The sequence below is a fragment of the Dactylosporangium sp. CA-233914 genome, from assembly GCF_050942935.1.
Taxonomy (GTDB): Bacteria; Actinomycetota; Actinomycetes; order Mycobacteriales; family Micromonosporaceae; genus Dactylosporangium.
In genome coordinates, this window is record NZ_CP192030.1 from 12,426,063 (window position 1) to 12,452,023 (window position 25,961).

Consider the following 25,961-nt stretch of genomic DNA (forward strand, 5'->3'; position numbering starts at 1 on the left):
TGAACGCATGCGACCACTTCGACGGTTGCACGGGCGTACCATCTTCCCACTATCCGGGAAGTGTCAGACCCGCATGCGACACTGTCTGCGTGCCTGAAGGTCCATTGATCGTCCAGTCGGACAAAACGCTGCTGCTTGAGGTCGACCACCCCGACGCCCAGGCGTGCCGCATGGCGATCGCGCCGTTCGCCGAGCTCGAGCGGTCGCCGGAGCACGTGCACACATATCGCCTGACCCCGCTCGGCCTGTGGAACGCGCGCGCCGCGGGCCACGACGCCGAGGGCGTGGTCGACTCGCTGCTGCGCTTCTCGCGCTATCCGGTGCCCCACGCGCTGCTGGTGGACATCGCCGAGACGATGGACCGCTACGGGCGGCTCCAGCTGCTCAACGACCCCGTCCACGGCCTGGTCCTGCACGCCTCCGACCGGGCGGTGCTGATCGAGGTCGCCAAGAGCAAGAAGCTCGCCGGGATGCTCGGCGCCCGGATCGACGCCGACACGATCATCGTGCACGCGTCCGAGCGCGGGCGGCTCAAGCAGGCGCTGCTGAAGCTGGGCTGGCCGGCCGAGGATCTCGCCGGCTACGTCGACGGCGAGGCGCACTCGATCGACCTGGCCGAGGACGGCTGGGTGCTGCGGTCCTATCAGCGCGAGGCGGTCGACTCCTTCTGGGCCGGCGGCTCCGGGGTCGTGGTCCTGCCCTGTGGCGCCGGCAAGACGCTGGTCGGCGCGGCGGCGATGGCCGAGGCGAAGGCGACCACGCTGATCCTGGTCACCAACACGGTCGCCGGGCGGCAGTGGAAGCGTGAGCTGATCGCCCGCACCACCCTCACGGAAGCCGAGATCGGGGAGTATTCCGGCGAGCGCAAGGAGATCCGGCCGGTCACGATCGCGACCTACCAGGTGCTCACGACCCGCCGCGGCGGCGCGTTCGCGCACCTGGACCTGTTCAACGCCCGCGACTGGGGCCTGGTCATCTACGACGAGGTCCACCTGCTGCCGGCGCCGATCTTCCGGTTCACCGCCGATCTGCAGGCCCGCCGCCGGCTCGGGCTGACGGCCACGCTGGTGCGCGAGGACGGGCGCGAGGGCGACGTGTTCTCGCTGATCGGCCCGAAGCGCTATGACGCGCCGTGGAAGGACATCGAGGCACAGGGGTGGATCGCGCCGGCCGAGTGCGTCGAGGTGCGGGTGACGCTCACCGACGAGGAGCGGATGGCGTATGCGGTCGCGGAGCCGGAGGAGCGGTATCGGGTCGCGGCCACGGCGCGGACGAAGCTGCCGGTGGTGCGGGCGCTGATCGACCGGCACAAGGACGATCAGATCCTCGTCATCGGCGGATACATCGACCAGCTGCATCAGCTGGGAGAGTTCCTCGATGCGCCGATCGTGCAGGGGGCGACCACCAACCGGGAGCGGGAGAAGCTGTTCGACGCGTTCCGGGCGGGGGAACTGCGGACGCTGGTGATCTCCAAGGTCGGCAACTTCTCCATCGACCTGCCCGAGGCGGCGGTGGCCGTGCAGGTCTCGGGGACGTTCGGGTCCCGGCAGGAGGAGGCGCAGCGGCTGGGGCGGGTGCTGCGGCCCAAGGCCGACGGGCGGCAGGCGCACTTCTACACCGTCGTCGCCCGCGACACGATCGACACGGAGTATGCGGCGCATCGGCAGCGGTTCCTGGCCGAGCAGGGATACGCCTACACGATCACCGACGCCGACGACCTCGTGGCGTGATGCTCTCGCTCCCCCGCCTCGCCTGCGGCGGGGGAGTCGCACCGCGCCGGCCGTGCCGTCCTACGGGCCGCGCTCGATCACCGAGAGGGCATCGTCGATCAGGGCCAGCACCTGCTGGACCTCGCCGCCGTCGCGGACCCAGGCCATCATCGCGTTGATCATCGCGCCGACGCAGGCACCGACGAAGGCCTGGCAGCGGAAGTCGTCGCCGGGGCGGCCCAGGCGCTCGGCCAGCGGAACGGCCAGATAGCGGATCGAGTCCTGCAGGCTGTCCAGGGCGCGCATCCGAAGGGCCGGCACGCCCAGCTGCAGCCGGGCCCGCTGCAGCGCCTGGTCGACCTCGTCCGGGCCGATCGCGATGAACGACTCGACGAACGCGTGGCGGACGACCTCCAGCGGCGTCAGCTCCGGCGGGGCGGCGCGGATCCTCTCCGCCATGAGCTCGTCGTAGCGGTCCTGGATGACCACGTCCTCCTTGGTCTTGAAGTATCGGAAGAACGTGCTCGGCGAGATCTCCGCCGCCTCCGCGATCTGCTCGACGGTGGTCGCGTCGTAGCCCTGCTCGACGAACAGGCGCACGGCGTGCTCCTGAATCGCCCAGCGGGTCTTCTGCTTCTTGCGTTCACGCAACCCGGGTGAGCTCATCCACCGATTCTTCCCCACCGGCGACCGGTTCGGCATCGGGCAGCAGCAGCGCCACCAGCACCGCGCCCGCGACCGCGACCGCCGCGCACACCAGCAGCACGGCACCCATCGCGTCCACGAACGCCGTTCGCGCGGCCAGCGCCAGGGCGGCGTCACCGCCGCGCGCCGCGATGGCCACGGCGGCCGCGACCGAGTGCTCGGCGGCCTCGGGAGCCCCGTCGAGCCGGGCGCGGTACACGGCCGCGGTAAGGCTGCCCAGCAGCGCTACGCCCAGGGCGCCGGCGATCTGGCGCAGGGTCATCGTGATCGCGGTGCCGGAGCCGGCCTCGTCGCGGGGCAGGGCGCCCATCACCGCGTCCATGGCCGGGGTGATCGCCAGGCCGATGCCGGCCCCGGCGATGGCAAGCCAGGTGGCGACGAAGCCGTACCCGGAGCCGACGCCCGTCCGCGCGCCGAGCGCCAGGCCGGCCGCGCCGAGCAGGAGCCCCACGGCCACCGGGAGCCTCGTCCTCGTCAGGCGCGCGATGCGCTCACCCAGCGGGGCGCCGACGAACATGCCGCCGATCAGTGGCAGCAGGCGCAGGCCGACGCCGAGGGCATCGTCGCCGCGGACGGCTTGGAGGTACTGCGGCAGGATGAACAGCAGGCCGAAGAGCGCGAACGACGCCAGGGTTCCCGCCGCCGTACCCCACGCGAAGCGAGCCTTGCCGAACAGCCGCAGATCGATCATCGGGCTGCCGCTGCGCCGCTCCACCAGCACGAACACGACCAGGAGCGCCGCGCCGAGGGCCAGGCCGGCGAGCACTCGCGCGTCCGTCCAGCCCCGGGTGGGCGCCTCGATCACGCCGTACACGACGGAAACCAGCCCGAGCGTGGACAGCCCGGCCCCGAGCAGGTCGACCCGCCTGGGCGTGGCCGAGCGCGACTCCGGCACCAGGATCGCGACCGCCGCCAGCGCCACGAGCGCGACCGGAATGTTGATCACGAAGATCGACCCCCACCAGAAGTGCTCCAGCAGGTAGCCGCCGATGATCGGCCCGAGCGGAAGCCCGACGCCCATGCCCATCGTCAGCAGCGAGATCGCCTTGCCGCGCTCGTGCGGCTCGAACAGCACCGGGAGCACGGCCATGGTCAGCGGGGTGAGGATCGCGCCGCCGATGCCCATCAGCGCCCGCGCCGCGATGACCTGCGCCGCGTCGGTGGCGAAGACCGCGACGAGCGACGAGCCGGCGAAGAGGAGCAGGCCGGTCATGAGCAGGCGTTTGCGGCCGTACCGGTCGCCGAGCGCGCCCATGGGCAGCAGCAGACCGGCGAAGACCAGCACGTACGCGTTGACGATCCACTGCAGGTCGTCGCTGCCGGCGTCGATCGCGGTCGCGAGCGTGGGCAGCGCGACGTTGAGGATCGTGGTGTCGAAGCCGACCGTGAGCACGCTGAGGACGATCGCGATGAGCGCCCACCACCGGCGCGGGCTGGAAGTGACAGCATCCATATGTTGACAGTAACTCTCACTTGCGTGTCTATGTCAATCGCGATGGACTTCACGTCGCCGGTCCGGACATTTCGGACTCGGTCGGCGCCGCTCCCCTTCGCACGGCCCGGTCGGCCGACCAGAGCGCCCGCCCGTCCGAGCACCGGGGCGCGATCTTTGCCTAGCTCGGCGCCGCGACCCGAAGCCCCCGAACGTAGGCGCCCGACCTGCACCGGCTCGCCAGGATGGCAACCGAAGCACGGTCTTGACCCGCCACGGGCCCCTGCTCGGGATAGGTCAGGCGCCCTGTGCCCTGGTGGTCGAGGCGCCGACCGGCCGGTTCGACGCCCACCACGCCGAACGGGCCCGGATGCCGCTCGACCAGTTCGCGCCCCGCAACGCGGCGAGGAGCAGTTCGTGCAACTGGTGACCGGCGAACTTATCGGATTTAAACCCCGTCAGGCGATATGCCTGAATAGCGCGATAACGGCGACCTGACGCCCCTCAGGCGATGCGGCAGAATCCGACATATCCGAAATTTCCGATACGTCGATCAAGTGCCGAGTTCCTCGCCTGCGGCCGTCCCGCGCGATCCGGCGGCCGTAAAACACGCAAAATCGTGATATGTCCGATAAGTCGCGGCGCGGAGCGCCCGACTTATCGTGATAACCCGCCCGGAATCAGGCGGTCAGCTCGGCGCTGAGCAGCTCGGCGATCTGGGCCGTGTTCAGGGCCGCACCCTTGCGCAGATTGTCGCCCGTGACGAAGAAGTCGAGGGCCCGCGGGTCGTCGACCGAGCGCCGAATCCGGCCGACCCACGACGGATCGGTGCCGACGGCGTCGATCGGCATCGGGAACTCGCCCGCGGCCGGGTCGTCGACCAGGATCACGCCGGGGGCGTGACGCAGGACCTCGCGGGCTCCCTCGGCGTCGACCTCGGTGCCGAAGACCGCGTGGACGGCGACGGAGTGGCCGGTCACGACGGGGACGCGGACGCAGGTGGCCGAGACCTTGAGGTCGGGCAGGCCCAGAATCTTGCGGGACTCGTTGCGCAGCTTGAGCTCCTCGGAGGACCAGCCGGCCTCGCGGAGGGAGCCTGCCCACGGTACGACATTGAGGGCCAGCGGCGCCGGGAACGGCCCGAGGTCGTCGCCCACGGCGCGGCGGACGTTGCCGGAGCGCGAGCCCAGGGTGCGGTCGCCGACGACGCGCTCAAGCTGGTCGAGCAGCGTGTCGACGCCGTCCTTGCCGGCGCCGGAGACGGCCTGGTAGGAGGCCAGGACGAGTTCCTTGAGGCCGTACTCCCGGTGCAGCGGGGCGAGCGCCACGATCATCGTCAGCGTGGTGCAGTTGGCGTTGGCGATGATGCCCTTGGGGCGGTTGCGGACCTGCTCCGGGTTGATCTCGGGGACGACGAGGGGCACGTCGGGGTCCATGCGGAAGGCGCCGGAGTTGTCCACGGCGATGGTGCCGTGCGAGACGGCGACCGGCGCCCACTCCGCGGAGACGTCGTCGGGGACGTCGAACATCGCCACGTCGACGCCGTCGAAGACCTCGGGCGCGAGCTCGTGGACCAGCAACTCCTCGCCGCGCACGGTGAGCCGGCGGCCCGCCGAGCGCTTGGAGGCCACGAGCCGAATCTCGCCCCACACGTTCTTGCGGGAGGAGAGCAGCTCACACATCACGGAGCCGACGGCCCCGGTGGCACCGACAACGGCCAGGCTCGGCAGATCGCCCATGGAGGACGAACCTACCTTCCGGTCCCCGCGTAGACCACGGCTTCCTCGGTGCCGCCGAGCTCGAACGCGTCGTGGATCGCCCGGACGGCGACATCGAGGTCGGTGTCGCGGCAGACGACCGACACCCGGATCTCCGAGGTGGAGATCATCTCGATGTTGACGCCGGCCTCGGCCAGGGCGGCGAAGAGCTTGGCCGCCACGCCCGGGTTGGAGCGCATGCCGGCGCCGATGAGCGAGACCTTGCCGATGTGGTCGTCGAACAGGATCGCCTTGAAGTCGATCGTCGCCTTGATCCGCTCCAGGGCCGCCTTGGCGGTGGCGCCGTCGGTCTTGGGCAGGGTGAAGGAGATGTCCGTGCGGCCGGTGCTCTCGGTGGAGACGTTCTGCACGATCATGTCGATGTTGGTCTCCGCGGCCGCGACCGTCTGGAAGATCCGCGCGGCGACACCGGGCTGGTCGGGCACGCCGACGATGGTGATCTTCGCCTCGCTGCGGTCGTGCGCGACGCCGGTGATGAGCGCTTGCTCCACGGAAAGGTCCTCCATCGATCCGGTGACCATGGTGCCGTTGGCGGTTGAGTACGAGGAGCGCACATGGATCGGCAGCGAGAACCGCCGCGCGTACTCCACGCTGCGCAGGTGCAGCACCTTGGCGCCGCACGCGGCCAGCTCCAGCATCTCCTCGTACGTGATCTGCTTGATGTGCCGGGCGTTCTTGGCCACGCGCGGGTCGGCCGTGAAGATGCCGTCGACGTCGGTGTAGATCTCGCAGACGTCGGACTGCAGCGCCGCGGCCAGCGCGACCGCGGTGGTGTCGGAGCCGCCGCGGCCGAGGGTCGTGATGTCCTTGGTGTCCTGGGAGACGCCCTGGAAGCCGGCGACGATCGCGATCGCGCCCTCGTCGAGCGCGCTGCGCAGCCGGCCGGGGGTCACGTCGATGATCCGGGCACGCCCGTGGGTCGAGGTCGTGATCACGCCGGCCTGGCTACCGGTGTAGGAGCGGGCCTCGTATCCCAGATTGTTGATCGCCATCGCGAGCAACGCCATGGAGATGCGCTCGCCGGCGGTCAGCAGCATGTCCAGCTCGCGGCCGGCCGGGACCGGGCTCACCTGCGAGGCGAGGTCGAGCAGCTCGTCGGTCGTGTCGCCCATGGCGGAGACCACCACCACGACCTCGTTGCCGGCCTTTCGCGTGTCGACGATGCGCTCGGCGACGCGCTTGATGCGCTCGGCGTTGGCGACGGAGGAACCGCCATACTTCTGCACGATCAGCGCCACGCCGTCGAGCTCCTTCCCGCCTGACCCGGACCGACCGGGAGTTATCGCAGCCGAGCGTACCGGGGTGCGATGCCCCTCGGGAGTGGCGTTCCACGATCCGGCCGCCTGGCCGGGCGAGAATACGCGGGTGCGGGAGCCTCGGGTCGGCCATCATGCGATCACTGTGACCACCGGCACGGCATTGGCCGTGCTCACCGGGCTGCTGCTGTCCGCCTGCAGCTCGTCGAGCGCCCCGGATCCGCAGGTCAGCCCCTCGGCGACCCCGGTGCCGGCCCAGCCCGACCCGCGCGGGCAGCTCGCGGCGCGGGTGGCGGTGGCCAAGGACCGGCGCTACGTCGCCGCATACACGCTCACGGAGCCGGGCAAGGCGCCCCGCTCGATCCTGGTCTCGGTCGCCACCGACCGGACGTGGCGCGTCGACATCCAGGGCGGCGCGCTGGGCGGCACCGCGGACGTGGCGATCGCGAGCCGCCCGGAGGGGGTGTACCAGTGCCCGATCAACCCTTCCAGCAGCTGTGTCAAGGTGGCGGCCGGCGGTAAACGGCTGCCGGCGGCGATCGACCCGCGGGTGCAGTACGTCTTCGTGACCTGGCTCGACGTTCTGCTGGACCGGCAGACCCCCCTGTCGGTGGCGCCCGCCGAGCCGCTGGCCGGCACGTCCGCCCCGTGCTTCGCGGTCGAGCCGGGCGTGACCGCGATCGCCCCGGCCATGGACCCGGGCACCTTCTGCTACAGCGACGACGGGATCCTCACGGCGGCCAAGCTCCCGTTCGGCCAGCTGATGCTCACCGGCGAGGTGGTCGCCCCGCCTCCTACGATCTCGCTGCCCGGCCCGGTCGCCAACAGCGCACCGCTGGGCACGTCGGCCCCGCCGCCTCCTCCGCCGCCGGCGAGCAGCGCCCCACCGTCGGTCAAGCCGTCTCGCTGAGATCTGCCGGAATCACTGGAACTGTCGGTCAGCTCTCAAATGACCGGGACCGGTTTCCAGGCTCAGTAGCGGAGGCGTACTGTGGCGCTTGACATGTGGCAGACGCTTCTTCTTCGTCGCCGCGACGAGGCCCTTCAGGCCGGCACCTCGTCGCGGGGATGATGCGCGCGTCTGCGCTCCTGCCGGTCTGAAAGCCCAGACCCTTCCCGCGCTTCGAGCGCGACAACCCAGGAGCAGAGAAAGCATGTCCGAAATCGCCCGCCAGACCGCCAGCCGCATGCCCATTCACCGTTACCGGCCCTTCTCTGAACAGTTCCCGATCCCGCTGACCGACCGGCAGTGGCCGGGCAAGGAGGTCAAGGTCGCGCCGCGCTGGTGCGCGGTGGACCTGCGCGACGGCAACCAGGCGCTGATCGACCCGATGTCGGTCGAGCGCAAGCGGCGGATGTTCAATCTGCTGGTCCGGATGGGTTACAAGGAGATCGAGGTCGGCTTCCCCGCTGCCTCGCAGACCGACTTCGACTTCGTACGCACGCTGATCGAGCAGGACCTGATCCCCGAGGACGTCACGATCCAGGTCCTGACCCAGTGCCGGGACAACCTGATCGAGCGCACCTTCCAGTCGCTCGTCGGCGCCCGCCGGGCCATCGTGCACTTCTACAACTCGACCTCGACGCTGCAGCGCCGCGTGGTGTTCGGCCTGGACAGGGCCGGGATCACCGACATTGCCACGACCGGGGCACGGCTGTGCCAGAAGTACGCCGAGGCGATCACCCCGGATACCGAGATCTACTACGAGTACTCCCCCGAGTCCTACACCGGCACCGAGCTGGACTACGCGCTGGAGGTCTGCACCGCCGTCATCGAGGTGCTGCAGCCGACCCCGGACCGCCCGCTCATCGTCAACCTGCCGGCGACGGTGGAGATGGCCACGCCCAACGTCTACGCCGACTCCATCGAGTGGATGTCGCGCAGCCTGCCGCGGCGGGAGTCCGTCGTACTGTCGCTGCACCCCCACAACGACCGCGGGACGGCCGTCGCCGCCGCCGAGCTGGGCCTGCTGGCCGGAGCCGACCGGATCGAGGGGTGCCTGTTCGGCAACGGCGAGCGCACCGGCAACGTCGACCTGGTGACCCTGGGGCTGAATCTGTTCTCGCAGGGCATCGACCCGCAGGTCGACTTCTCCGACATCGACGAGATCAAGCGCACGGTCGAGTACTGCAACCAGCTGCCGGTCCACGAGCGCCACCCGTACGCGGGCGACCTGGTCTACACCGCCTTCTCCGGCTCCCACCAGGACGCGATCAAGAAGGGCTTCGAGGCCCTGAACCGCGACGCGGCGGCCGCCGGGGTCGAGGTCGACCAGTTCACCTGGGGCGTGCCCTACCTGCCGGTCGACCCGAAGGACCTGGGCCGCTCCTACGAGGCCGTCATCCGGGTCAACTCGCAGTCCGGCAAGGGCGGCGTGGCGTACGTCATGAAGAGCGAGCACCACCTCGAGCTGCCGCGCCGGCTGCAGATCGAGTTCTCCGGCGTCGTGCAGCGGCACACCGACGACGAGGGCGGCGAGGTCAGCCCGCAGCAGATGTGGGAGTTCTTCTCCAGCGAGTACTTCTCCGACAGGCGGTTCACGCTGGTCGAGTACGAGGCCACGACCGCCGACGGCAAGGTCGCGCTGAACGCGGACATCACCGTCGACGGTGAGACGCGCCACGTGACCGCCAACGGCAACGGCCCGATCGACGCGTTCGTCCACGCGCTCGGCGACGTCGGCGTCGACGTGCGGGTGCTGGACTACGCCGAGCACGCGCTGACCTCCGGCGAGGGTGCGCAGGCCGCGGCGTACGTCGAATGCTCCGTCGACGGCCGAACCTACTGGGGCGTCGGCATCGACGCCAACATTGTCACCGCTTCCCTGCGTGCCGTGCTCAGCGCGGCCAACCGCGTCTGAAAGTCGCCTATCGGACCCGCCCGTGTCGATCCTCACGGGCGGGTCCTGCGGGCCCCGCGAGCGTCGATGCCGCACAGTAAAGGCGTGCGCCCCTCCCCCAACGGCAAAGCCGTTCTTATCGCCCTCGTGCTCGCCACGGTGCTCACCGGCGCCGGCAGCTGCGACGTCTCCTCCACCCCCGGCGCGGCCGAGCCGACGTCGGGCCCGACCGCCGGCACCGGCAGCGGTGGCGGCGGGACCACGTCGCTGGACGCGTTGACCGTGGCCGCGGCCGGATCGATGTCCGGCTACAGCCGCGAGAAGTTCACGCACTGGATCGGCCAGGGCAGCGGCTGCGACACGCGCGACGTCGTGCTCAAGCGCGACGGCAAGAACGTCAAGGCCACTGCCGAATGCAAGATCACCGCGGGCACGTGGCACAGCCCGTACGACGACAAGGACACGACCAACCCGCAGGATCTCGACATCGACCACATGGTCCCGCTCGCGGCCGCCTGGCGCTCGGGCGCGGCGAAGTGGACCGACGATCAGCGCAAAGAGTTCGCCAACGACCTGACACGGCCGCAACTTTTCGCGGTTAGCCTGCAGTCCAATCGGGCAAAGGGCGACCAGGACCCGTCGACGTGGAAGCCGCCGAGCCACGCGTTCTGGTGCACGTACGCGCAGGACTGGGTCACAGTGAAGACGTACTACAAGTTGTCCGTGACGCAGGCCGAGAAGACAGCGCTCGCCGACATGCTCGCGACCTGCAAGTAGGCCCTCGTTTTTTCTTGGTAGGGCTTGTGTTTTTTTGGGAGGAACCGGAATGGCGGAGACGCCCACACCTGCTGCGCAGACTCCTGCTGTTCCGGCTCCCCCGCCGAGGACCGACATCATGGCCGGCCCGGGCGGCGTCATGACCGACGAGGTCGGCGTGGTCACCGGCGAGCTCACGCTGCAGTCCGAGCTCGGCACCGACAACTCCTTCGTCGTCAAGGTCCAATACAAGGACGCCGAGGAGTGGTACGTCGTGAGCGGTGCGAAAGGCACCCTGAAGGACCCGGCCGACCTGGCCGCCGTGCACGCCGTCGTCGCCGGAATCCTCAATCGGCCCGAGGGTTAAACGGCTCGCCTGCCTTCGAAGGCGCGCCCGAGCGTGATCTCGTCGGCGTACTCCAGGTCGCCGCCGACCGGGAGCCCGCTGGCCAGCCGCGTGACGTTGAGGCCCATCGGCTTGACCAGCAGGGCGAGGTACGTCGCCGTCGCCTCACCCTCCGTGTTGGGGTCGGTCGCCAGGATCAGCTCCTTGCAGGCCCCGTCGGCCAGGCGCGTCATGAGCTCGCGGATGCGCAGGTTGTCCGGCCCGATGCCCTCCAGCGGATTGATCGCCCCGCCGAGCACGTGGTATCGCCCGCGGAACTCCCCCGTGCGCTCGATCGCCACGACGTCCTTGGGCTCCTCGACCACGCAGAACACCTCGTCGCTGCGGCGCGGGTCGCGGCAGATGCGGCACAGCTCGGACTCGGCCACGTTGAAGCAGCGCGTGCAGAACCGCACGAGCTCCTTGACCCGCTGCAGCGCCTGCGCGAGCCGCTTGACATCGACGGGGTCGGCCGAGAGCACGTGAAACGCGATGCGCTGCGCACTCTTCGGCCCGACCCCGGGCAGCCGCCCGAGCTCGTCGATAAGATCTTGGATGGCGCCTTCGTACACGCCGGACGCCCGTTAGAAGCCGGGCAGCCCGAGCCCGCCGCCCAGGCCCCCGAGCCCGGCGGTCAGCGGACCCATCTTCTGCTCGGTCAGGTCCCGCGCCGCCTGCGCCGCGTTGTGCACGGCCGCGACGATGAGGTCCTCGAGCGTCTCCACGTCGTCGGGGTCGATCGCCTTGGGGTCGATCTTCACCGACACGACCTCGCCGGTCCCCTTGACCGTCGCCGTGACGAGCCCGCCTCCGGCCGTCCCGGTGAGCTCGGCCTCGGCCAGCTCCGCCTGCGCGGCGACCATCTGCTGCTGCATCTTCTGCGCCTGCTTCATCATCTGCTGCAGGTTGGGCTGTCCACCGGGCCGCACAGGGCGCTCCTTCAACTTTTTCGGCAACGGGACCTTCGATCCAGCTTAGGGCCTGCCTGACCGCGACCTCCGCCGCGCCCTCTCCGTGCCCACCGAAAATTCCATTTGCCCCCTTCGCTGGCCCCGACCACGCTAGGGTGGGCGCTCACCAGCAAGAACACTTCCCGTAGCACCGGCACTACAGCCGGTGGGTATTTCGCAGGTTGCGATATGGCACCTTGTGGCCTGGCGATCTGTGACGCAGCCGACTCATACTGTTTGACGAGGCTAAGGGGGGAACTTATGCCGACCGTCTTCTATCGGGCCCACGACGTCGTCATCACCGACGACGTCTACGCGATCTGGAAACCGGAGCCCCAGGTGTATGACCTGGAGGCCCTGGAGGACATGCACGTCGAGCACGACGGCCGCCCCGCCCGGCTCGCCCTGCTCGTCGCGGGCGCCCTGGCCACCGCGGGGGCGGCGGCCGCGTTCACGTTCACCGATGGCGCCGGGCGATTCGTGGTCGCCGCGGCCGTCCTGTCCTTCCCACCGCTGACGAATCAGGCCATCCGAATCTTCACTCCGGTGGTATGGCTGCTGCGAGCCCGCTACGCCGGCGCGGGCGTCACCCTGTTCACCACGAGCAACGCGATAACCCTGCTGCGGGTGCGCCGCAGCCTGATGCGCGCCTTCGCCGCGAACGCGGCGAGCGTCGAGCGCCTGGATCGATCCGGCTACGCCGAGGACTACCAGAGGCTGAACACCCTGCTCTGACCGCCCCACAACGTTGCCCGCGGGACAGGAGGTCCCGCGGGCAACGCCCGTTGCCCGGTTTGCCGGTTATGTGCATTCATAGGCCAACTTCGCATATAAACGTGGCGGGCAGGCACCCGCTACGCAATGCTGAAGGCTCACGTCCTTAGAGCTATGGGGAGGACGACCCGATGGCCGAGCACGGCGAGACCCTCGCGTGGCGCAGGTCCAGTTTCTGCGGTAGCGACGCGTGTGTCGAGGTAGCCAGCACCGCCGACGTCATCCTGGTTCGTGACGCGGACAACCCCAGCGGTGCGCAGTTGACGTTCACTCGGGCGGACTGGGAAGCGTTCATAGCGGGGTTGCGCATCGAAACCCTCACGCCGCCGCACTGACAACTACTGGAGGTCGAACTCGCCGCCCTTCATGCCGGCCACGAACGCACTCCAGCTCTCCCGCTCGAACGACAGGACCGAACCGCCGGGGTTCTTGGCGTCGCGAACGAGAATGCTGTCAGACGCGAGGTTGGCGACCTCAACGCAGCTGGTCGTCCCGCAGTAGCTGCTCTTGCGCCAACCCGGCGTGACCGTTTCGTGCATTTCTCACCTTTTCTCATTCCGGGAGGCAGGCCGGGTCCGGTCGGCCTCCGAACGGTCTTCGGAAGCCTATTCAGTCCGAAGATCCTTCGTCGGCAGAGGGACTCGCCGCGCCGGCGGCCGCGGCGATCATCCTTGCCGAATCCTCCTCATTGATCGAGCCGGCCCACATGCGATCCCAACCTTCGCGGTGGCGCGTGATTCGGACCGCGTCGTCGACGATCTCGTCGACCGGACCACTCTCTCGATACAGCACGGCATGGCCGTTCTCCGCGTCCGACAGATACAGCAGATCGAAAAGGCCGAACGCGGGATACGGACTTGCCAGCGGGTGCAAGCGCACCGACACCCAGCCCTCGTCGATCGCCGCGCTGATCGCCGCGAGCTGCTCGCGCAGCACGTCGGGCCCGCCGACCTGCCGCAGCAACACGGACTCGTCGAGCAGCGCGAACAATTTCGGCCACGGGCTGCGCCGGCGAATCATCTTTCGCCGCTCGGCCCGGATGGCAACTCGCGCATCTATTTCCTGCGCCGTCAGTTCGCCGACGTATTGCTGGGTGATCGCCAGGGCATAAGCCTCGGTCTGCAACCAGCCGGGAATCGCGGCCGGTGCGAAGCTCAGGACTCTCGATGCCTCGGCCTCGAAGCTGATCAGCTGCCGCATCGCCGCCGTCAGCATCCCCTGATAACGCTTGTCGTCCCACCACTGGCGGCGCTGCTTGGAGGCCTTCGCGGCCTGGACGAGTTCCTCGACGACCTTACGATCCTTCACGCCGAGATAGCTGAGCAGTGGACGCAGATCGTTCTGGGAGATGGTGACCTCGCCGGACTCGATCCGCATCACCTTGGAGAGCGACCACTCCATGGCCTCGGCCACCTGGGTCTGCGTGTCACCCTTGGCGTTGCGGGCGTCCTTGATCGCCAGCCGGACCTTCCGGCGCGCGACGGCGGGCGTGTCCCCGGAACTCATCGTTGTCCCTCGTTGGACGTATGTCTACTTGCCATATCGCTGGCTGTGGCCCAACCCTACTCGCGGGTAGACGCACATGGGTGCAGACGCGGAAAAGACGCACGACGGACATGCCCCACTTGTCGCGGAATATGTCGTCCGTACGGGTGGTCCAAATGAGCCCGAGTCATTGTAGGGTCCAGCCGCCGTATGGCCGACTGATATATAGCACATTCGTCAGATCGTTACCTACTGGACAGTAGGTGAACGGCCCATTATCAGCGGGAAGCCGCGTGGCGCCGCTCCAAGGCGCGAATCAGGGCCCGGCGGACCTGGCCGAAGACGCGGCGGTCGGTGCTCCGGAACAGGCTCACGTCATGCCGGCCATACTGCGCCCGGATCTCCTGCGCGGCCGGGGTGCGGCCGGCGCGAGGGTGCTCCAGGACGTACACGCCCTCCAGGAAGTCGATTCGGTACTGCATCTGGACGGGCCGGAGGATCACGAAGTGATCGCTGGTCACGACCAGGTCGGGACTTCGGTAAAACATTCGCATCTCCCTTTCCCCTCGGGCTTGCGAGAGGGGTCGACAATGCGGTAGGCATAACTTCAGGTATCGATGCCGTCTCTGCCCGTATCCGCAGCGGTGGCCGCGAACAGAACAGCGCCCGTGCGTGGCCAGGAGATGGCCGCCGGGCGCCGTTGCGCTTGCGCCACTCGCCCCCTCGTGGCTCTCTCTCGATGGTTGCATGGCCGCACGCCGATGCGCTAGACGACAACCTGCGATATCGCAGATTGCCTCAACGCTGGTAGCTGATCAGATCGGGAGTGGGTCCCCGCAGTACTCCAGGGCCCGGATCAGGGCCCGGCGCACGGCGCCGAACGCGGCGCGGTCGGTGGTGTGGAAGAGCCGGACGTCGGCCGCGCCGTAGCGCGCCCGGATCTCGTACCCCGCCCGGAAGCCGGCCCCCCGACCGTGCCGGACGATGTACGGCGCCTGGATTCCGGCCAGATCGAACCGGGCGGGATCGGGATACAGGACTACCACGTGCGTGTTGGTGATCAGGATGTCCGGGCTCTGGTAGAACATCGCCGCCCCCTCCGACAGCGTGCTGATACCACGATGGTCCCATGCGGCGTCATCCGGCAACAGCGCTCAATCTGCCATATCGCAGATGGCGACATGACGATTGGCTGGCCGGTGGATGGCATTCCGGGTGCGGCTGTACGACATCGCCCGTCTGCGGGCGTGAGACGCTCGCCACACTCGGCTGTGCGCCATCTGCGGCCTTCAACGCGTCCCCCCAGAGACCGACGCCGGACTCCCCGGTGTCGGGGTCGCCCGGCGTTTCGCCTGGTGGAGCTGGCGGAGGATACGAGATTCGAACTCGTGAGGGTTTTATCCCAACACGCTTTCCAAGCGTGCGCCCTAGGCCTCTAGGCGAATCCTCCGTGCGCCAGGATACCCATCGCTCGCCAGGTTCGCGCCACCGGGTATTGTGGTCCGCAAGCCACTCGTGCGGCGGCACCTCATGAACCTCCCCAGGGCCGGAAGGCAGCAAGGATAAGTGAGCTCTGTCGGGTGCACGAGTGGCCTTCGTGCATCCGTGCCCGCCCGCGTGACGCCCGCCGAAAAGTGTCGGTGGTCGGGAGTACGGTGGTCCCGGCTCTAGTCGATCGGAGGACCGCTGGTGGCGCTCGCGCTGTACCGCAAATATCGTCCTCGGACGTTCGCCGAGGTCATCGGCCAGGAGCACGTCACCGAGCCGCTGTCGCAGGCACTGCGCTCCGGGCGGCTCAACCACGCCTATCTGTTCTCCGGCCCCCGCGGCTGCGGCAAGACCAGTAGCGCCCGGATCCTGGCCCGGTCCCTCAACTGCGAGCGCGGCCCGACCCCCGAGCCCTGCGGCGAGTGTCAGTCCTGCCGCGACCTGGCGCCCGACGGCTCCGGCTCCATCGACGTCATCGAGATCGACGCGGCCAGCCACGGTGGCGTCGACGACGCCCGGGACCTGCGCGAGCGGGCGTTCTTCGCGCCGGTGTCGAGCCGCTTCAAGGTGTATGTCATCGACGAGGCCCACATGGTGTCCTCGGCGGGCTTCAACGCACTGCTCAAGCTCGTGGAGGAGCCACCGGAATACGTCAAGTTCGTCTTCGCCACGACCGAGCCCGAGAAGGTCCTCGGGACGATCAAGTCCCGGACGCACCATTACCCCTTCCGGCTGATTCCCCCGGGCGTGCTGCGGCCCTATCTCGAGCAGCTCACCGCCGCGGAGGGCGTGAAGGTCGAGCCCGCCGTCTTCCCTCTGGTCGTCCGGGCGGGAGCGGGTTCCGCCCGCGACACGCTCTCGGTGCTCGACCAGCTGATCGCGGGCGCGGGCGCGGACGGCGTCACCTACAACCGGGCGGTTGCCCTGCTCGGCGTCACCGACGTCGCCCTCATCGACGAGATGTGCGAGGCCCTGGCCGCCGAGGACGGCCGCGGGGCCTACGGCGTCATCGACCGCGTCGTCGAGGCCGGCCACGACCCGCGCCGCTTCGCCTCCGACCTGCTCGAGCGCCTCCGCGACCTGATCGTCCTGCAGCAGGTCCCCGACGCCGTCACCAAGGGCCTGCTCGACGCCCCGCACGACCAGCTCGACCGCATGGGCGCCCAGGCGTCGCAGCTTGGGCAGGCGACGCTGTCCCGTTACGCCGACATCGTGCACAACGGCCTGACCGAAATGCGCGGCACGACGGCCCCGCGGCTGCTGCTGGAGCTGATCACGGCTCGCATGCTCCTGCCCGGCGCCGACGACTCGAGCGCGGCCCTGCTGCAGCGCCTGGAGCGCATGGAGCGCCGCCTCCAGGCCGGCGGCGTGCCCGCGGCCCCGGTCGCCGCGGCCGCACCGGTCGTCTCCGCGGCCCCGGTCTCCGCCCCGGCCGCCGCGACCCCGCCGAATGTCCCGCCGGCCGCCCCGGCGGCGCCTGTCGTGGACGAGCCTCCGGCGCGAGGGGCCAACGACGGCGGCAACCGGGGGCTGGACTACATCCGCGACTCGCGTTCGGGGACTGCCGCGTCCACGCCGGCCGCCGCGCCGCCGCCGAACACCTGGTCCGAGGCGAGCGCCGCGCCGGCCTCGGCTCCCCAGCCCCCCGCGCCACCCGCCCAGCCCGCGGCGCCGGCCGGGGGTGGGGGCTCGCCGGATGCCGAGGGCATCCGGCGGATCTGGCCGGACCTCCTGGCGCTGGTCAACGACAAGAGCAAGAAGGCCGGCGCGATCGTGCGCGAGGCGACGGTGCAGGACGTGGACGGGACCACGTTGGTCCTCGGGTTCAAATACTCCACCCATGCCGACATGCTCAACGCGTCGCCGGACGTGCTGCTCAAGGCCCTCCAGGAGCTGCTGGGCGGGCGCTGGCAGGTGCGGTGCGAGGTCGGCGGGCAGCCGGGCGGCGGCGGGGGCGGCAACCGACCCGCGCCGCCGAAGCCGACGCCGCAGCCGTCCGGCCCGCCGGCACCGTCGTCCGGGCCGCCCGGAGGGGCCGGGGCGCCGCCGTCGCCGGCCGGGGGGTCCTACGGGGCGCCCGGAGGGTCGCACGGCGCGCCGCAGCAGGCCCAGCCGCCGCAGGGGACTCCGCAGCAGGTCAGCCCCCAGCACGCCGCATTCGCACCGGCCGGCGCCCAGCCCGGTCCGATCTCGAGCGGGGCTCGCGGCGGGGCAGCTCCGGGGGTTTCCGGTGCTGCTGGCGGAGGTCTGGCGACCGCTGCGGTCGCGGACGAGGATTGGCCCGCGCCCGCTGTGCCGGGCGGGTCCGTTCCCGACGCCAGGAGTTCCGCAGCCGCCAAGCCAGCCGGCGGAGGCGACGAGGACTGGCCGACTCCCGCGGCGCCCGGCGGATCCTGGCCCGCACCGGCAACGCCCGGGGCCGGTCCGGTGACGCCTGACGCCGTGGCCACAGCGTCTGGGAGCGGGATCGCCACCGTGACGCCGGCTCCCACGGCGGGCAGCAGCTCCGCGCAGCCCGTGTCCGGTTCGTCCACATATGGCGGTAATTTCGCAGGCGTAAGCGACTCGGTGACGGCGACCGCCTCGGGCGGCCCCGGCGGCTTGCCGGCCGGCCCCGGGCTTGCAGCGGCCCGCACGGCCGCATCCGCGGCCGCCACAACCGGCCCAGCGGCCACCGCGCCGGCCGCCCCGACGGCGTCGGCCGCGCCGGCCCGCCCTCGCAGCGGAGGGTCCAGCGCCCTGGAGAAGGCCCGCGAGGCGGCCAGCCGCGCCGCCGCCACGGCCGCGAACGGTGGGCGACGGACGAACGCCGGACCGGGCTCCGGCGGATCGAACAACGGCCCGGTCAACGCGGCCGCGGCAGCGGGACGGCCGGGGGCGAGCGGCGCCCGGGGCGGCGGCGACTCGGCGTGGGATGGCACGACCGGGGATGAGCCGCCGTTCGATCCCGAATACGACTCGCCGGTCCCCGATCCTCGCTTCCCCGGACTCGACCCAGGCGACGAGTTGCTCGACGACGCCTCCGAGGTGCGCGAGACCAGCGAGGAGGCGGCCCTGCGCCTGCTGATGGAGGCCCTGGGCGCCGAGAAGATCGGCGAGATCTCCGGCTGACGGCGGGCCCGCATCCGCCGGGGATCGCCCGTGTCATCGCCACGACATAGGCCCTGAGCTGGGAATACGCCTGATCATCGGCGGTCGGAAACTTGTTCTGGCCGAACGGCAACCGTCCGGCGCCGGGGTGGCGTCTTGGTGTGCGTCTTGTCGAGATGCACCGCCCGACCCCAAGGACCGGCTCGTGTGAACCCCAACGTGAGTGAGTTCGACTCGTTTGTGCGATCTCGTAGCGTGGCGCTGCTGCGCTCGGCGTATCTGCTGACCGGCGACCAGCACCTGGCCGAGGATCTCGTGCAGTCGGCGCTGGCCCGCACCCACCGCGCGTGGGGGCAGCTGCACGACCGCGGGAACGCCGAGGCGTACACCCGAAAAGTCATGTATCACCTGCAGGTCTCCTGGTGGCGGCGGCGCGTGCCGGAGTCGATGCCGGGCGACCTGCCGGAGCCGCGGCGCGGCGCGGGGGATCACGCCGACCGGACAACCATGCGGATGACGCTGCGGGCGGCCCTGCTGAAGCTGTCGGTCAAGCAGCGGGCCGTGCTGGTCCTGCGTCGAGGACTGCACCGAGGCCGAGGCCGCCGAGCTGCTCGGCGTCAGTGTCGGAGGACCGTAGGTGCTTCGGGCCGGTGGATGGGAGATTCGGGTTCGCAGGGTCCGTCCGGCAATGCCAGCTCGTCGGTCAGGTGTTGGGTCTCGGTCCGGACGGGCCCCTCGATCTCGCAGAACTTCTGGTGATCTTGGCGGGTCGGCGTCGGCCGGCTCATCGCGCCGAACCCACCAGCCACTCGCGCAGTTGCGCATCATCGCTGAGCTCGACCACTTGGACCAGCGCCCAGTTGTTCTGGTGGTTCGGTGCGTCCAGCAGCCGCTCCTGCCAATCGCCGGCGTACTCACGAAGGGTGAGGACCATCTCGTCGATCGCGTCGTCGAACGTCGAGGCGTCCGCGGCCACCGGCACGCCTGGAAGAAACACGGACCACCCGCCGTCCTCGGCCACCACCTGCGGCGATGGCAAAACACCGACGAGACTCACCCGCAGACGATCAGCGTCCACAACCGCCGCTCGGCCCACCTCCCGCTGCACGGTCGCCACCCGACCGCGGCGAGCAGCGTCGAGGAGATCCTTGAAGTGCGCCCGAGCAGCCGTGTAGCTGTCAAAATGCGCGGCAATGGACATGCACCCTCCAACCGTTCTCCGTCCTATGTGCGACTCACCCATGAGTACGTCATTAGGCCGGATCACTCGCCGATACCGAGCAGGATGCCATCCGCTCTGTGCGTTCGCGAACGCGCTGATCGACTCCCACAGTGTGACGGGCAGCCCGCCTTGCGATCGCTTCACCTCGCAGCGGAAATGATCATTGCCGACCTACCGGAGTTCAGCGATGAGCGCCGGGATGTCCGCAGGAATTCAAGGGAGCCTCCTTCTGTGCGACACCCGTGCAGCTCAGTGTTCACAGAGATGTCGCACGGGGGTACAGATCTGTCGTACAGAGTGGCAGTGCTGTCCGCCGAACTGAGACTGAACGACGAACGCCCGGTCGTCGTTCGCGGGGGACGAGCCGGGCGTTTCGCCGGCCAGAGGGCGGCGGCGCGGGGATTCGAACCCCGGGAGGGCGTAAACCCTCACACGCTTTCGAGGTCTGCTCTCCTCCGTCCGTGGGTGGTCCGCAGGGTTCACAAGCTGGGCGCGGGTGACACGGTGGACGCCGAAGCCGTCGGCGGACGCTGACGAATGAGACGACAACTGAGACGATCCCGATTGGTTGAACGTTGGCACTCGCCGCGTGCGACCTCAGGCTTCCGGATTCTGCGGTACCGGCCGATAGCGAGCGGTCCGCGATCGTGGCTGGCCAGTCATCTCCACCAGACCCCCGTCCCGAAGCGCTTTCAAGGCACGAAAGACCTGGTGCGGCTTCAAGCCGGTGCGCTCCTCGATCTCGCTTCGAGATGAACCCTCGGCGGAGAGCACGCCAATCACCCGAGCCGAGTGCCGGGTCAAGTCGTCGTCCGTCTTTGCTGGCTCGTCAGGCTGGTCCGGCTGAAGCGGATCGTTCGGCGGGAGGCGATACGTTGTCGTTCCCCGCGTTCCCTCCTGTTCGATCAGGCCCCGTTCGACAAGGTCTCGCAGTTCGCGAGTGACCGTCCGGCTGTCCTGTACGCCAGTGGACGCTCGATAGGCGCTGTTCGTCATGACGACACCGTTGCGCATCATCACTAAGGCGCTCATTTGCGACCGCGACAGCGGCCGGTTGTCGAGGGACTGCAGCCATTCGAGCGCTTCCTGGTCGAGCAGTGTGTGATTCGGGAACTCCGCGGTGAACGATGAGACCGAGTCGGTGAAATGCGGCGGCTCCATGCCGGCCTCGGTGAGCGCGATCCGGATCCGGGTGATTCCGCTCCCGCGGTTCTCACACACCATATGACCATCGAAGTACGGCGTGTCTTCCAGGATCTTGAGTAGGGCCTTGTTCCGTGATGACGTGACGCCGGTAATGCCCAGCGCGCCGACGTCGACCGGCCCGTAGAGCCCGCCGGGGTTACGGATCACCAGCCGATCCGGGAACATCTCGACCTGGACCTGCATGCCGCGTGCGAAGTCCGAGTAGTCTCGGTGGACCAGCGCGTTGACCAATGCCTCGCGCAGAACCTCTTCTGGGTACTCCCACTCGTCGATGCGGAAGATGCCTGAAACGATGCTGCGTCGCTTCATGTTGCGCTTCAGGATGCGCACGCACTCATTCACGATGAACGGGATCGAACCGTCCACGGACCGGTTCTCGGTGAACCGTTCACCGGCCGGGCCCAGCACGCCGGGTTCGCTGGTGGGGTAGGCGACAAAGGTGAGGTTGAGCTGCGGCTCGAAGGTCTGCGGATAGATGCCGAACGTCAGCAGGCCGGCCAGCGTCGGCACGAGCCTGCCCTCGTGAACGGTCAGGACGTTGAGCATCGCCAGGGCGTGTTCGTCGTCGATCTTCCGAAAGATCTCGCCTCTGGTCTCTCGAATCCGGTGGAGGAATCGACCGAGTGCCTCCTGGTCCAGGTCCGCAACGCTGGCATCGGGCATGGCTCGGACATCGTGCTTCTGCTCGGTACGGTTCGCGAGCAGCACGGCGACCTCGTAGTCGGTGAGCCGCCGGTCTCCGTCGCCGACCCGAATCCGCGACCCGGCCCAGGGCCCAAGGCTTCTCTTGTGGCACGGGCGCTGATCGCGTGGTGTCGGTGGCACTGAGCAGGCGACGACGTTCTTGCCGTCGATGGCGACCGTGAAGATCTCCGCCCGGACGGCCGGCTCCATCTCCGCGCATACCGCGCCGATCTGGCTCTCCATCGCACCGGCATCAGTGACACCCACGGCGGCGAAGCCGGATCGTTCATCGACACCCAGCAGGATGCAGCCACCCTGGGCATTGGCGAACGCGCTGATCGTCTCCCAGAGCGTGGCCGGTAGCCCTCCCTGCGAGCGCTTGACCTCGCAGAGGAAGTGATCGTTGCCAAGCTGCTGCAACTCGGCGAGCAGGGCAGGAACATCCGCCGGGATCATGCATGCTCCCTCTCACGCACGGGCCTGTGCGACATGCTGTAGTACAGGACTGCGTTCTGTACTACAGCATGACAGCATCCGTGCAGTACAGCACACGACTTGTAGTACAGCGCGTGTCGATCGAGGTGTAGGAGAGGATCGCCAACCGGCCGTCCCGGCGTTCAGTATGGCTGCCAACGATGCGCAAACCACCCGCACGGCAACTGAGACGAGAGACTGAATGCCGAACGCCCGGTCGCCTCCGAAGGAGATACGCCGGGCATTCGCGCTGGCCAAGGTGCGGTGGCGCGGGGATTCGAACCCCGGGAGGGCGTAAACCCTCACACGCTTTCGAGGTCTGCCCCTCAGCGTCCGCCGCAGTCCTTCGACGCCCGTGACCTGCCACACCGCAGCGGCCGGGACCGCGACGGACGCCGGCGGACGGGCACGAATGAGACGACAACTGAGACGACCTAGCGTGCGTCGACGTCCCATCCCTCAAAATTCGCTGGAAGATCAGATCGAGGAGGACCAAACATCGAACGAAATATGGGGCTTTCCACCGTTATTCTTTCCGGCAGCAGCGCTTCATAAGCCACAAGGTTCGACACGGCGTTGTGTGCTATGAAAAAGGCGTTGCGCTCCATATTTGTCCAAGCGTCGAGATCAAACGATAGGGATTCAATGCGCACGCGTCGGCTCGCTGCAATCTCGTACTTGACATAGTATGGCGGTCGAGTCCCGATCGCTTGAAAAGGAATCTTGGGGATCTCATCAACGCCACCGAATATCAGCGGCCAAGACAGCTCGGGGTGGTCGAAAACAATGCGATTCATCGCGTTATGCAAAAACAGACCCGGGTCGACGAATCGGCCAAAGCTGTCCGCATATACAATCACGTGCGCATCAATATTCGTGACATCGTCTCGATAGTCGCCTAGATCAATCACCGCCCGCGCGAGTGGCGCATCCATTCGGATCACCTCAACGGATACCGCAATTATGGAACAGGGATAACCTAAGAGACCAAGAGATCGCGCGACTTCATAAGCCTCTTCCAGACTAGACCTCCTGGCGAGCCCATCACGCGACCGTCGATACGCCGCCACCACTGTTTGAAGCACGCGTTGGCGGGGATCCAGGTCGGACCTTTGCCAGAACTCGTGTTTGTGTCTCGGAATTTTAGGAACACGAAGGTAATCCTTGGATCGCATAGCGCCGTTTCGCCTCGTCACCTTCGGAGTCCTCGGGCCGTTATTCGAAGCCATCTCCACCACCCGACGCGCCTCGTCCATTCCGAGAATTACGCAATTGTTTGGGCAGCGTGTCGAGCCAGCGCCTGATAAGTTGATAGACGTCGTGAACTCGAGCCACCCTGTGCTTTTCATCTGCAAGTAGGAGGTCTGGGCTTACCGATTCGATCATTCGTTGCGCGCCCGAAAAGTTGGCTTCAGAGGCAAAGATGCAGGCTTGGTAGACCAGCAGGCGAGCTTGGTCCGAAGGTCGTAGTTGGCCTCCGTTGGCTAAATGTGTCGCTGCGATTCCCACGACTGCTCGGAGTACAGCGTAAGCTCGCGCGTGCTGCCCGCTGTGGCGCCCGAAGCAGATCATTCCAAGATTGCCAATTAGATGACTAATATCAACCGAACTTACGGTCTTTTTATCGACGAGTGAGGCAACATCACGGAGTTGACGTTCGGCCTCCCTCCATTCGCCTAGATGCAGGCTGCATTCGATAACTAGCCTCGTTAGGGTTACATAGTGGAAGTCGTACTCAGGCTGCACACGTAGCCGCTGCGCAAGTCTTTTGGCATTCACAAAATCACCGGACCGCACCATTTCGTGAAGTCTCATGACTTCCGCGGCTGCTGCATCGTCAGAGTTCTGGAGCGCTTCGGAGTCGCCAACGAACTTCGCCCGATTCCGCAAACTCCGCACTGCCATATTCGCCGGGCAGTCCTGACTGAGCTCTTGCGTTAAGGCGGCGATCTTAATGCAGTAACTCGACGCCCTGCCATCGTCAGATGGACCAATCTCATCAATAATGGCCATGCTTGCTTCAAGAAGGCATACCACCTCCTCAACCACGTCACTTGAAGTCGCGGCCGACCTCACAAGCACGGTCGCTAGCTGTACACCAGTAGCCAATTCTATGTATCTGTCTTCCGGCTGGTTTGAAGCTATGTAGTCCATTTCGAGGCGTAGGTATCTTTCCGCTATGCGCCACTCCTCGACGGCAGCCAGCACCGCCGCGGTGTTTCCCCACAGAAGAGCTAGCGGATAGTTCTTGAGCGAGGCTGCTTGTGCCTGGTCTGCGACTTGGCAGCAATGACCGACCAGAGCTAGCGCTAGATCAAGCCTCTTCGCATCAACTAGAGAGCTCAGCCAGTACTGAGCGAAAAATGCAGCTATGGAAAGCAGGGGTTCCGTATTCTGCCTCGTCAGCGCCTCTCGTCGAAGCACCATTTGTACGATCTCATTCATTGAGACCGTATAACCAACCCATGCCGGTCCGTTCTCGCCGCTTGGGTTGTCGAATATCGCAACATCTGTTGTTACTAGCGACTCTCGTCGCATAGCACGTAGCACCTCACCAACGGGTGGATCCGTGCCAGCGTATGGCGTTAGAGGAGGAATATTCTTTTCTAGGACATCATGCGGTTCTAAAATCGAGCAGCTGAGAAGGATGTGCAATGGAATCTGTCTCGACCGAAAGAATGCGGCGAACCAGGTACAGTTGAATGCCAGCCGAAAAGCCGAACCTTCTTGGTTGCGCGCCCGCTCCTCCATTCGAGCGAACGCGAATAGAACTGCTGCGACCAACGTACGCGGATACTCCGGCGGAATGGCTTCCTCGTCGTCCAGAGACCTCATAATCAGGCTTGGATAATCCGACCCTCCCAACGATCCTTCGTAGCAGTCGTTGAGGTATGCAGCGGCGAGTTCCAGCGCGAGGGGCCATCGGGCAAGCCTCTCGGCCAGGTCCCTGAGATCGCGTATAGAGTTACTCTCAGCGCCTGCCCCCCTAAGGCGCTTAGACAACAGTTCTGAGGCCTGGTCCAATGTCATTGGCGGTACTGGAATCAGCCGAGCATGGGGGCCGGTCCATCCAATTGGGTTGGTCGTGGTGACCACAGCATGTCCGATTCCGGTCCGCGGAAACCACTTACGCACTTCGCGCGGATTAGTAGCATTATCAAATACTATCAACCACGGATACTTCAAGCTGCCAAGACCAGCGGCCACACGGCCAAAAAGGTCTAAATGCGCGCTCCGGCTTCTGTCGGAGTCGTCAGGCAGTTCACCGGCCAACCATCTGTCGAGTACGGCAAACGAGCCTTCCAAGGTAGCCACGCTTGTCGCGTCGATCCATATGACGGCTCCATATTCGTCAAGTCTGTCCGCCGCCCATGCCGCCGCCACGCTGGACTTTCCGATGCCGGATAGCCCGGAGAGTATGCAGACGGGAACCTGTGGGGTTGCGTTGGGAAATGGGAGATTGACGGAAAGCTCCTCGATGAGTTGGGGCCTGCCCACGTCGGTCAGAAGCGGCCCCGGATTGACGAAGGACGACCAGGCTCCTCCGCTCAGCGCGGCGGCCAGCTCGGCATTGCCAACTGACAAGGCAGCGGCTAGTTCGTCCATCTCAAGGAAAGGGCGATCCCTATCGGATGCCGCCTTAGCAAGGATGTTCCATAGTGTATGACCCAGTAGGAGGCCAGCTGCATCCCAACCCGGTGCACCACGTGTATACCGACTTCTTAAT

The 25,961-nt window shown here is 67.5% G+C and carries 23 protein-coding genes, 1 tRNA gene, 1 other RNA gene and 1 pseudogene; 10 read left to right on the forward strand and 16 right to left on the reverse strand.

The window, feature by feature from the left end:
- The first annotated feature begins 89 nt into the window (after positions 1-89).
- Positions 90-1,730, forward strand: coding sequence for a DNA repair helicase XPB (locus tag ACQPY0_RS55565; protein ID WP_432980896.1), 1,641 nt, complete (start codon positions 90-92; stop codon positions 1,728-1,730).
- A 60-nt stretch (positions 1,731-1,790) separates the two neighbouring features.
- On the opposite strand, the gene ACQPY0_RS55570 is transcribed toward ACQPY0_RS55565, so the two are convergent.
- The 5 genes from ACQPY0_RS55570 to ACQPY0_RS55590 form a co-directional block, all read right to left on the reverse strand.
- Positions 1,791-2,375 (reverse strand): TetR family transcriptional regulator, encoded by a 585-nt coding sequence (locus tag ACQPY0_RS55570; protein WP_432980899.1) that lies wholly within the window; start codon positions 2,373-2,375, stop codon positions 1,791-1,793.
- Positions 2,353-3,867: an MFS transporter gene (locus tag ACQPY0_RS55575; RefSeq protein WP_432980902.1), complete on the reverse strand. Its 1,515-nt coding sequence runs from the start codon at positions 3,865-3,867 to the stop codon at positions 2,353-2,355. Before ACQPY0_RS55575 ends, ACQPY0_RS55570 begins: the two co-directional genes overlap by 23 nt.
- A gap of 276 nt (positions 3,868-4,143) precedes the next feature.
- Positions 4,144-4,269 carry a hypothetical protein gene (locus tag ACQPY0_RS55580; protein WP_432980905.1) on the reverse strand — a complete coding sequence of 42 codons (126 nt, stop codon included), beginning with the start codon at positions 4,267-4,269 and terminating at the stop codon, positions 4,144-4,146.
- A 257-nt stretch (positions 4,270-4,526) separates the two neighbouring features.
- A complete protein-coding gene (locus tag ACQPY0_RS55585; protein WP_432980908.1) occupies positions 4,527-5,585 on the reverse strand; it encodes an aspartate-semialdehyde dehydrogenase in 1,059 nt (352 codons plus the stop codon).
- Between the two features lie 11 nt (positions 5,586-5,596).
- Complete coding sequence (locus tag ACQPY0_RS55590) at positions 5,597-6,862, reverse strand: aspartate kinase (protein WP_432980911.1); 1,266 nt, start codon at positions 6,860-6,862, stop codon at positions 5,597-5,599.
- A 163-nt stretch (positions 6,863-7,025) separates the two neighbouring features.
- Between ACQPY0_RS55590 and ACQPY0_RS55595 the strand changes: the two genes are divergently transcribed.
- The 4 genes from ACQPY0_RS55595 (at position 7,026) to ACQPY0_RS55610 (ending at position 10,843) form a co-directional block, all read left to right on the forward strand.
- Positions 7,026-7,790 (forward strand): hypothetical protein, encoded by a 765-nt coding sequence (locus ACQPY0_RS55595; RefSeq protein WP_432980914.1) that lies wholly within the window; start codon positions 7,026-7,028, stop codon positions 7,788-7,790.
- A 244-nt stretch (positions 7,791-8,034) separates the two neighbouring features.
- Complete coding sequence (leuA, locus tag ACQPY0_RS55600; RefSeq protein ID WP_432980916.1) at positions 8,035-9,741, forward strand: 2-isopropylmalate synthase; 1,707 nt, start codon at positions 8,035-8,037, stop codon at positions 9,739-9,741.
- An 84-nt stretch (positions 9,742-9,825) separates the two neighbouring features.
- Complete coding sequence (locus ACQPY0_RS55605; RefSeq protein WP_432980919.1) at positions 9,826-10,497, forward strand: HNH endonuclease family protein; 672 nt, start codon at positions 9,826-9,828, stop codon at positions 10,495-10,497.
- Positions 10,498-10,615: 118 nt separating this feature from the next.
- Positions 10,616-10,843 (forward strand): hypothetical protein, encoded by a 228-nt coding sequence (locus tag ACQPY0_RS55610; RefSeq protein ID WP_432980922.1) that lies wholly within the window; start codon positions 10,616-10,618, stop codon positions 10,841-10,843.
- Here the strand turns inward: ACQPY0_RS55610 and recR are convergent.
- Both recR and ACQPY0_RS55620 read right to left on the reverse strand, forming a co-directional pair.
- Positions 10,840-11,433 (reverse strand): recombination mediator RecR, encoded by a 594-nt coding sequence (gene recR, locus ACQPY0_RS55615; protein WP_432980925.1) that lies wholly within the window; start codon positions 11,431-11,433, stop codon positions 10,840-10,842. The genes ACQPY0_RS55610 and recR overlap by 4 nt on opposite strands.
- Positions 11,434-11,445: 12 nt before the next feature.
- Positions 11,446-11,766 (reverse strand): YbaB/EbfC family nucleoid-associated protein, encoded by a 321-nt coding sequence (locus tag ACQPY0_RS55620; protein ID WP_432995833.1) that lies wholly within the window; start codon positions 11,764-11,766, stop codon positions 11,446-11,448.
- A gap of 306 nt (positions 11,767-12,072) precedes the next feature.
- Between ACQPY0_RS55620 and ACQPY0_RS55625 the strand changes: the two genes are divergently transcribed.
- Positions 12,073-12,546, forward strand: a complete 474-nt coding sequence (locus ACQPY0_RS55625; protein WP_432980928.1) for a DUF6232 family protein — start codon at positions 12,073-12,075, stop codon at positions 12,544-12,546.
- Between the two features lie 170 nt (positions 12,547-12,716).
- A complete protein-coding gene (locus ACQPY0_RS55630) occupies positions 12,717-12,920 on the forward strand; it encodes a DUF397 domain-containing protein (RefSeq protein WP_432980931.1) in 204 nt (67 codons plus the stop codon).
- Between the two features lie 3 nt (positions 12,921-12,923).
- Here the strand turns inward: ACQPY0_RS55630 and ACQPY0_RS55635 are convergent, their stop codons facing one another.
- From ACQPY0_RS55635 to ACQPY0_RS55655, 5 genes are all read right to left on the reverse strand, one after another.
- Complete coding sequence (locus tag ACQPY0_RS55635; protein WP_432980934.1) at positions 12,924-13,124, reverse strand: DUF397 domain-containing protein; 201 nt, start codon at positions 13,122-13,124, stop codon at positions 12,924-12,926.
- 70 nt (positions 13,125-13,194) lie between these two features.
- The gene (locus ACQPY0_RS55640; protein ID WP_432980937.1) at positions 13,195-14,091 is read right to left on the reverse strand and encodes a helix-turn-helix domain-containing protein; all 897 of its coding nucleotides are present in this window, start codon (positions 14,089-14,091) and stop codon (positions 13,195-13,197) included.
- Between the two features lie 257 nt (positions 14,092-14,348).
- Positions 14,349-14,618, reverse strand: coding sequence for a DUF6232 family protein (locus ACQPY0_RS55645; protein ID WP_432980940.1), 270 nt, complete (start codon positions 14,616-14,618; stop codon positions 14,349-14,351).
- A gap of 267 nt (positions 14,619-14,885) precedes the next feature.
- A complete protein-coding gene (locus ACQPY0_RS55650; RefSeq protein ID WP_432980943.1) occupies positions 14,886-15,158 on the reverse strand; it encodes a hypothetical protein in 273 nt (90 codons plus the stop codon).
- A 274-nt stretch (positions 15,159-15,432) separates the two neighbouring features.
- A tRNA-Ser gene (locus ACQPY0_RS55655) sits at positions 15,433-15,520 on the reverse strand.
- A gap of 55 nt (positions 15,521-15,575) precedes the next feature.
- Between ACQPY0_RS55655 and ffs the strand changes: the two genes are divergently transcribed.
- The 3 genes and pseudogenes from ffs to ACQPY0_RS55670 all read left to right on the forward strand — a co-directional run.
- An RNA gene (gene ffs, locus ACQPY0_RS55660) (signal recognition particle sRNA small type) lies at positions 15,576-15,669 on the forward strand.
- A 90-nt stretch (positions 15,670-15,759) separates the two neighbouring features.
- Entirely contained in the window at positions 15,760-18,669 is a 2,910-nt protein-coding gene (locus ACQPY0_RS55665; protein WP_432980946.1) for a DNA polymerase III subunit gamma and tau, read from the forward strand.
- A gap of 186 nt (positions 18,670-18,855) precedes the next feature.
- Positions 18,856-19,276 (forward strand): annotated as a pseudogene (locus ACQPY0_RS55670) (SigE family RNA polymerase sigma factor); the annotation flags it as partial.
- A gap of 156 nt (positions 19,277-19,432) precedes the next feature.
- Here ACQPY0_RS55670 and ACQPY0_RS55675 read toward each other — a convergent pair.
- The 4 genes from ACQPY0_RS55675 to ACQPY0_RS55690 all read right to left on the reverse strand — a co-directional run bounded on the left by ACQPY0_RS55675 (position 19,433) and on the right by ACQPY0_RS55690 (position 25,840).
- Entirely contained in the window at positions 19,433-19,849 is a 417-nt protein-coding gene (locus tag ACQPY0_RS55675) for a hypothetical protein (RefSeq protein WP_432980949.1), read from the reverse strand.
- 618 nt (positions 19,850-20,467) lie between these two features.
- Positions 20,468-22,216: an ATP-binding protein gene (locus tag ACQPY0_RS55680; RefSeq protein ID WP_432980952.1), complete on the reverse strand. Its 1,749-nt coding sequence runs from the start codon at positions 22,214-22,216 to the stop codon at positions 20,468-20,470.
- 452 nt (positions 22,217-22,668) lie between these two features.
- Complete coding sequence (locus ACQPY0_RS55685; protein ID WP_432980955.1) at positions 22,669-23,169, reverse strand: hypothetical protein; 501 nt, start codon at positions 23,167-23,169, stop codon at positions 22,669-22,671.
- 280 nt (positions 23,170-23,449) lie between these two features.
- The gene (locus ACQPY0_RS55690; RefSeq protein WP_432980958.1) at positions 23,450-25,840 is read right to left on the reverse strand and encodes a hypothetical protein; all 2,391 of its coding nucleotides are present in this window, start codon (positions 25,838-25,840) and stop codon (positions 23,450-23,452) included.
- Positions 25,841-25,961: the final 121 nt, after the last annotated feature.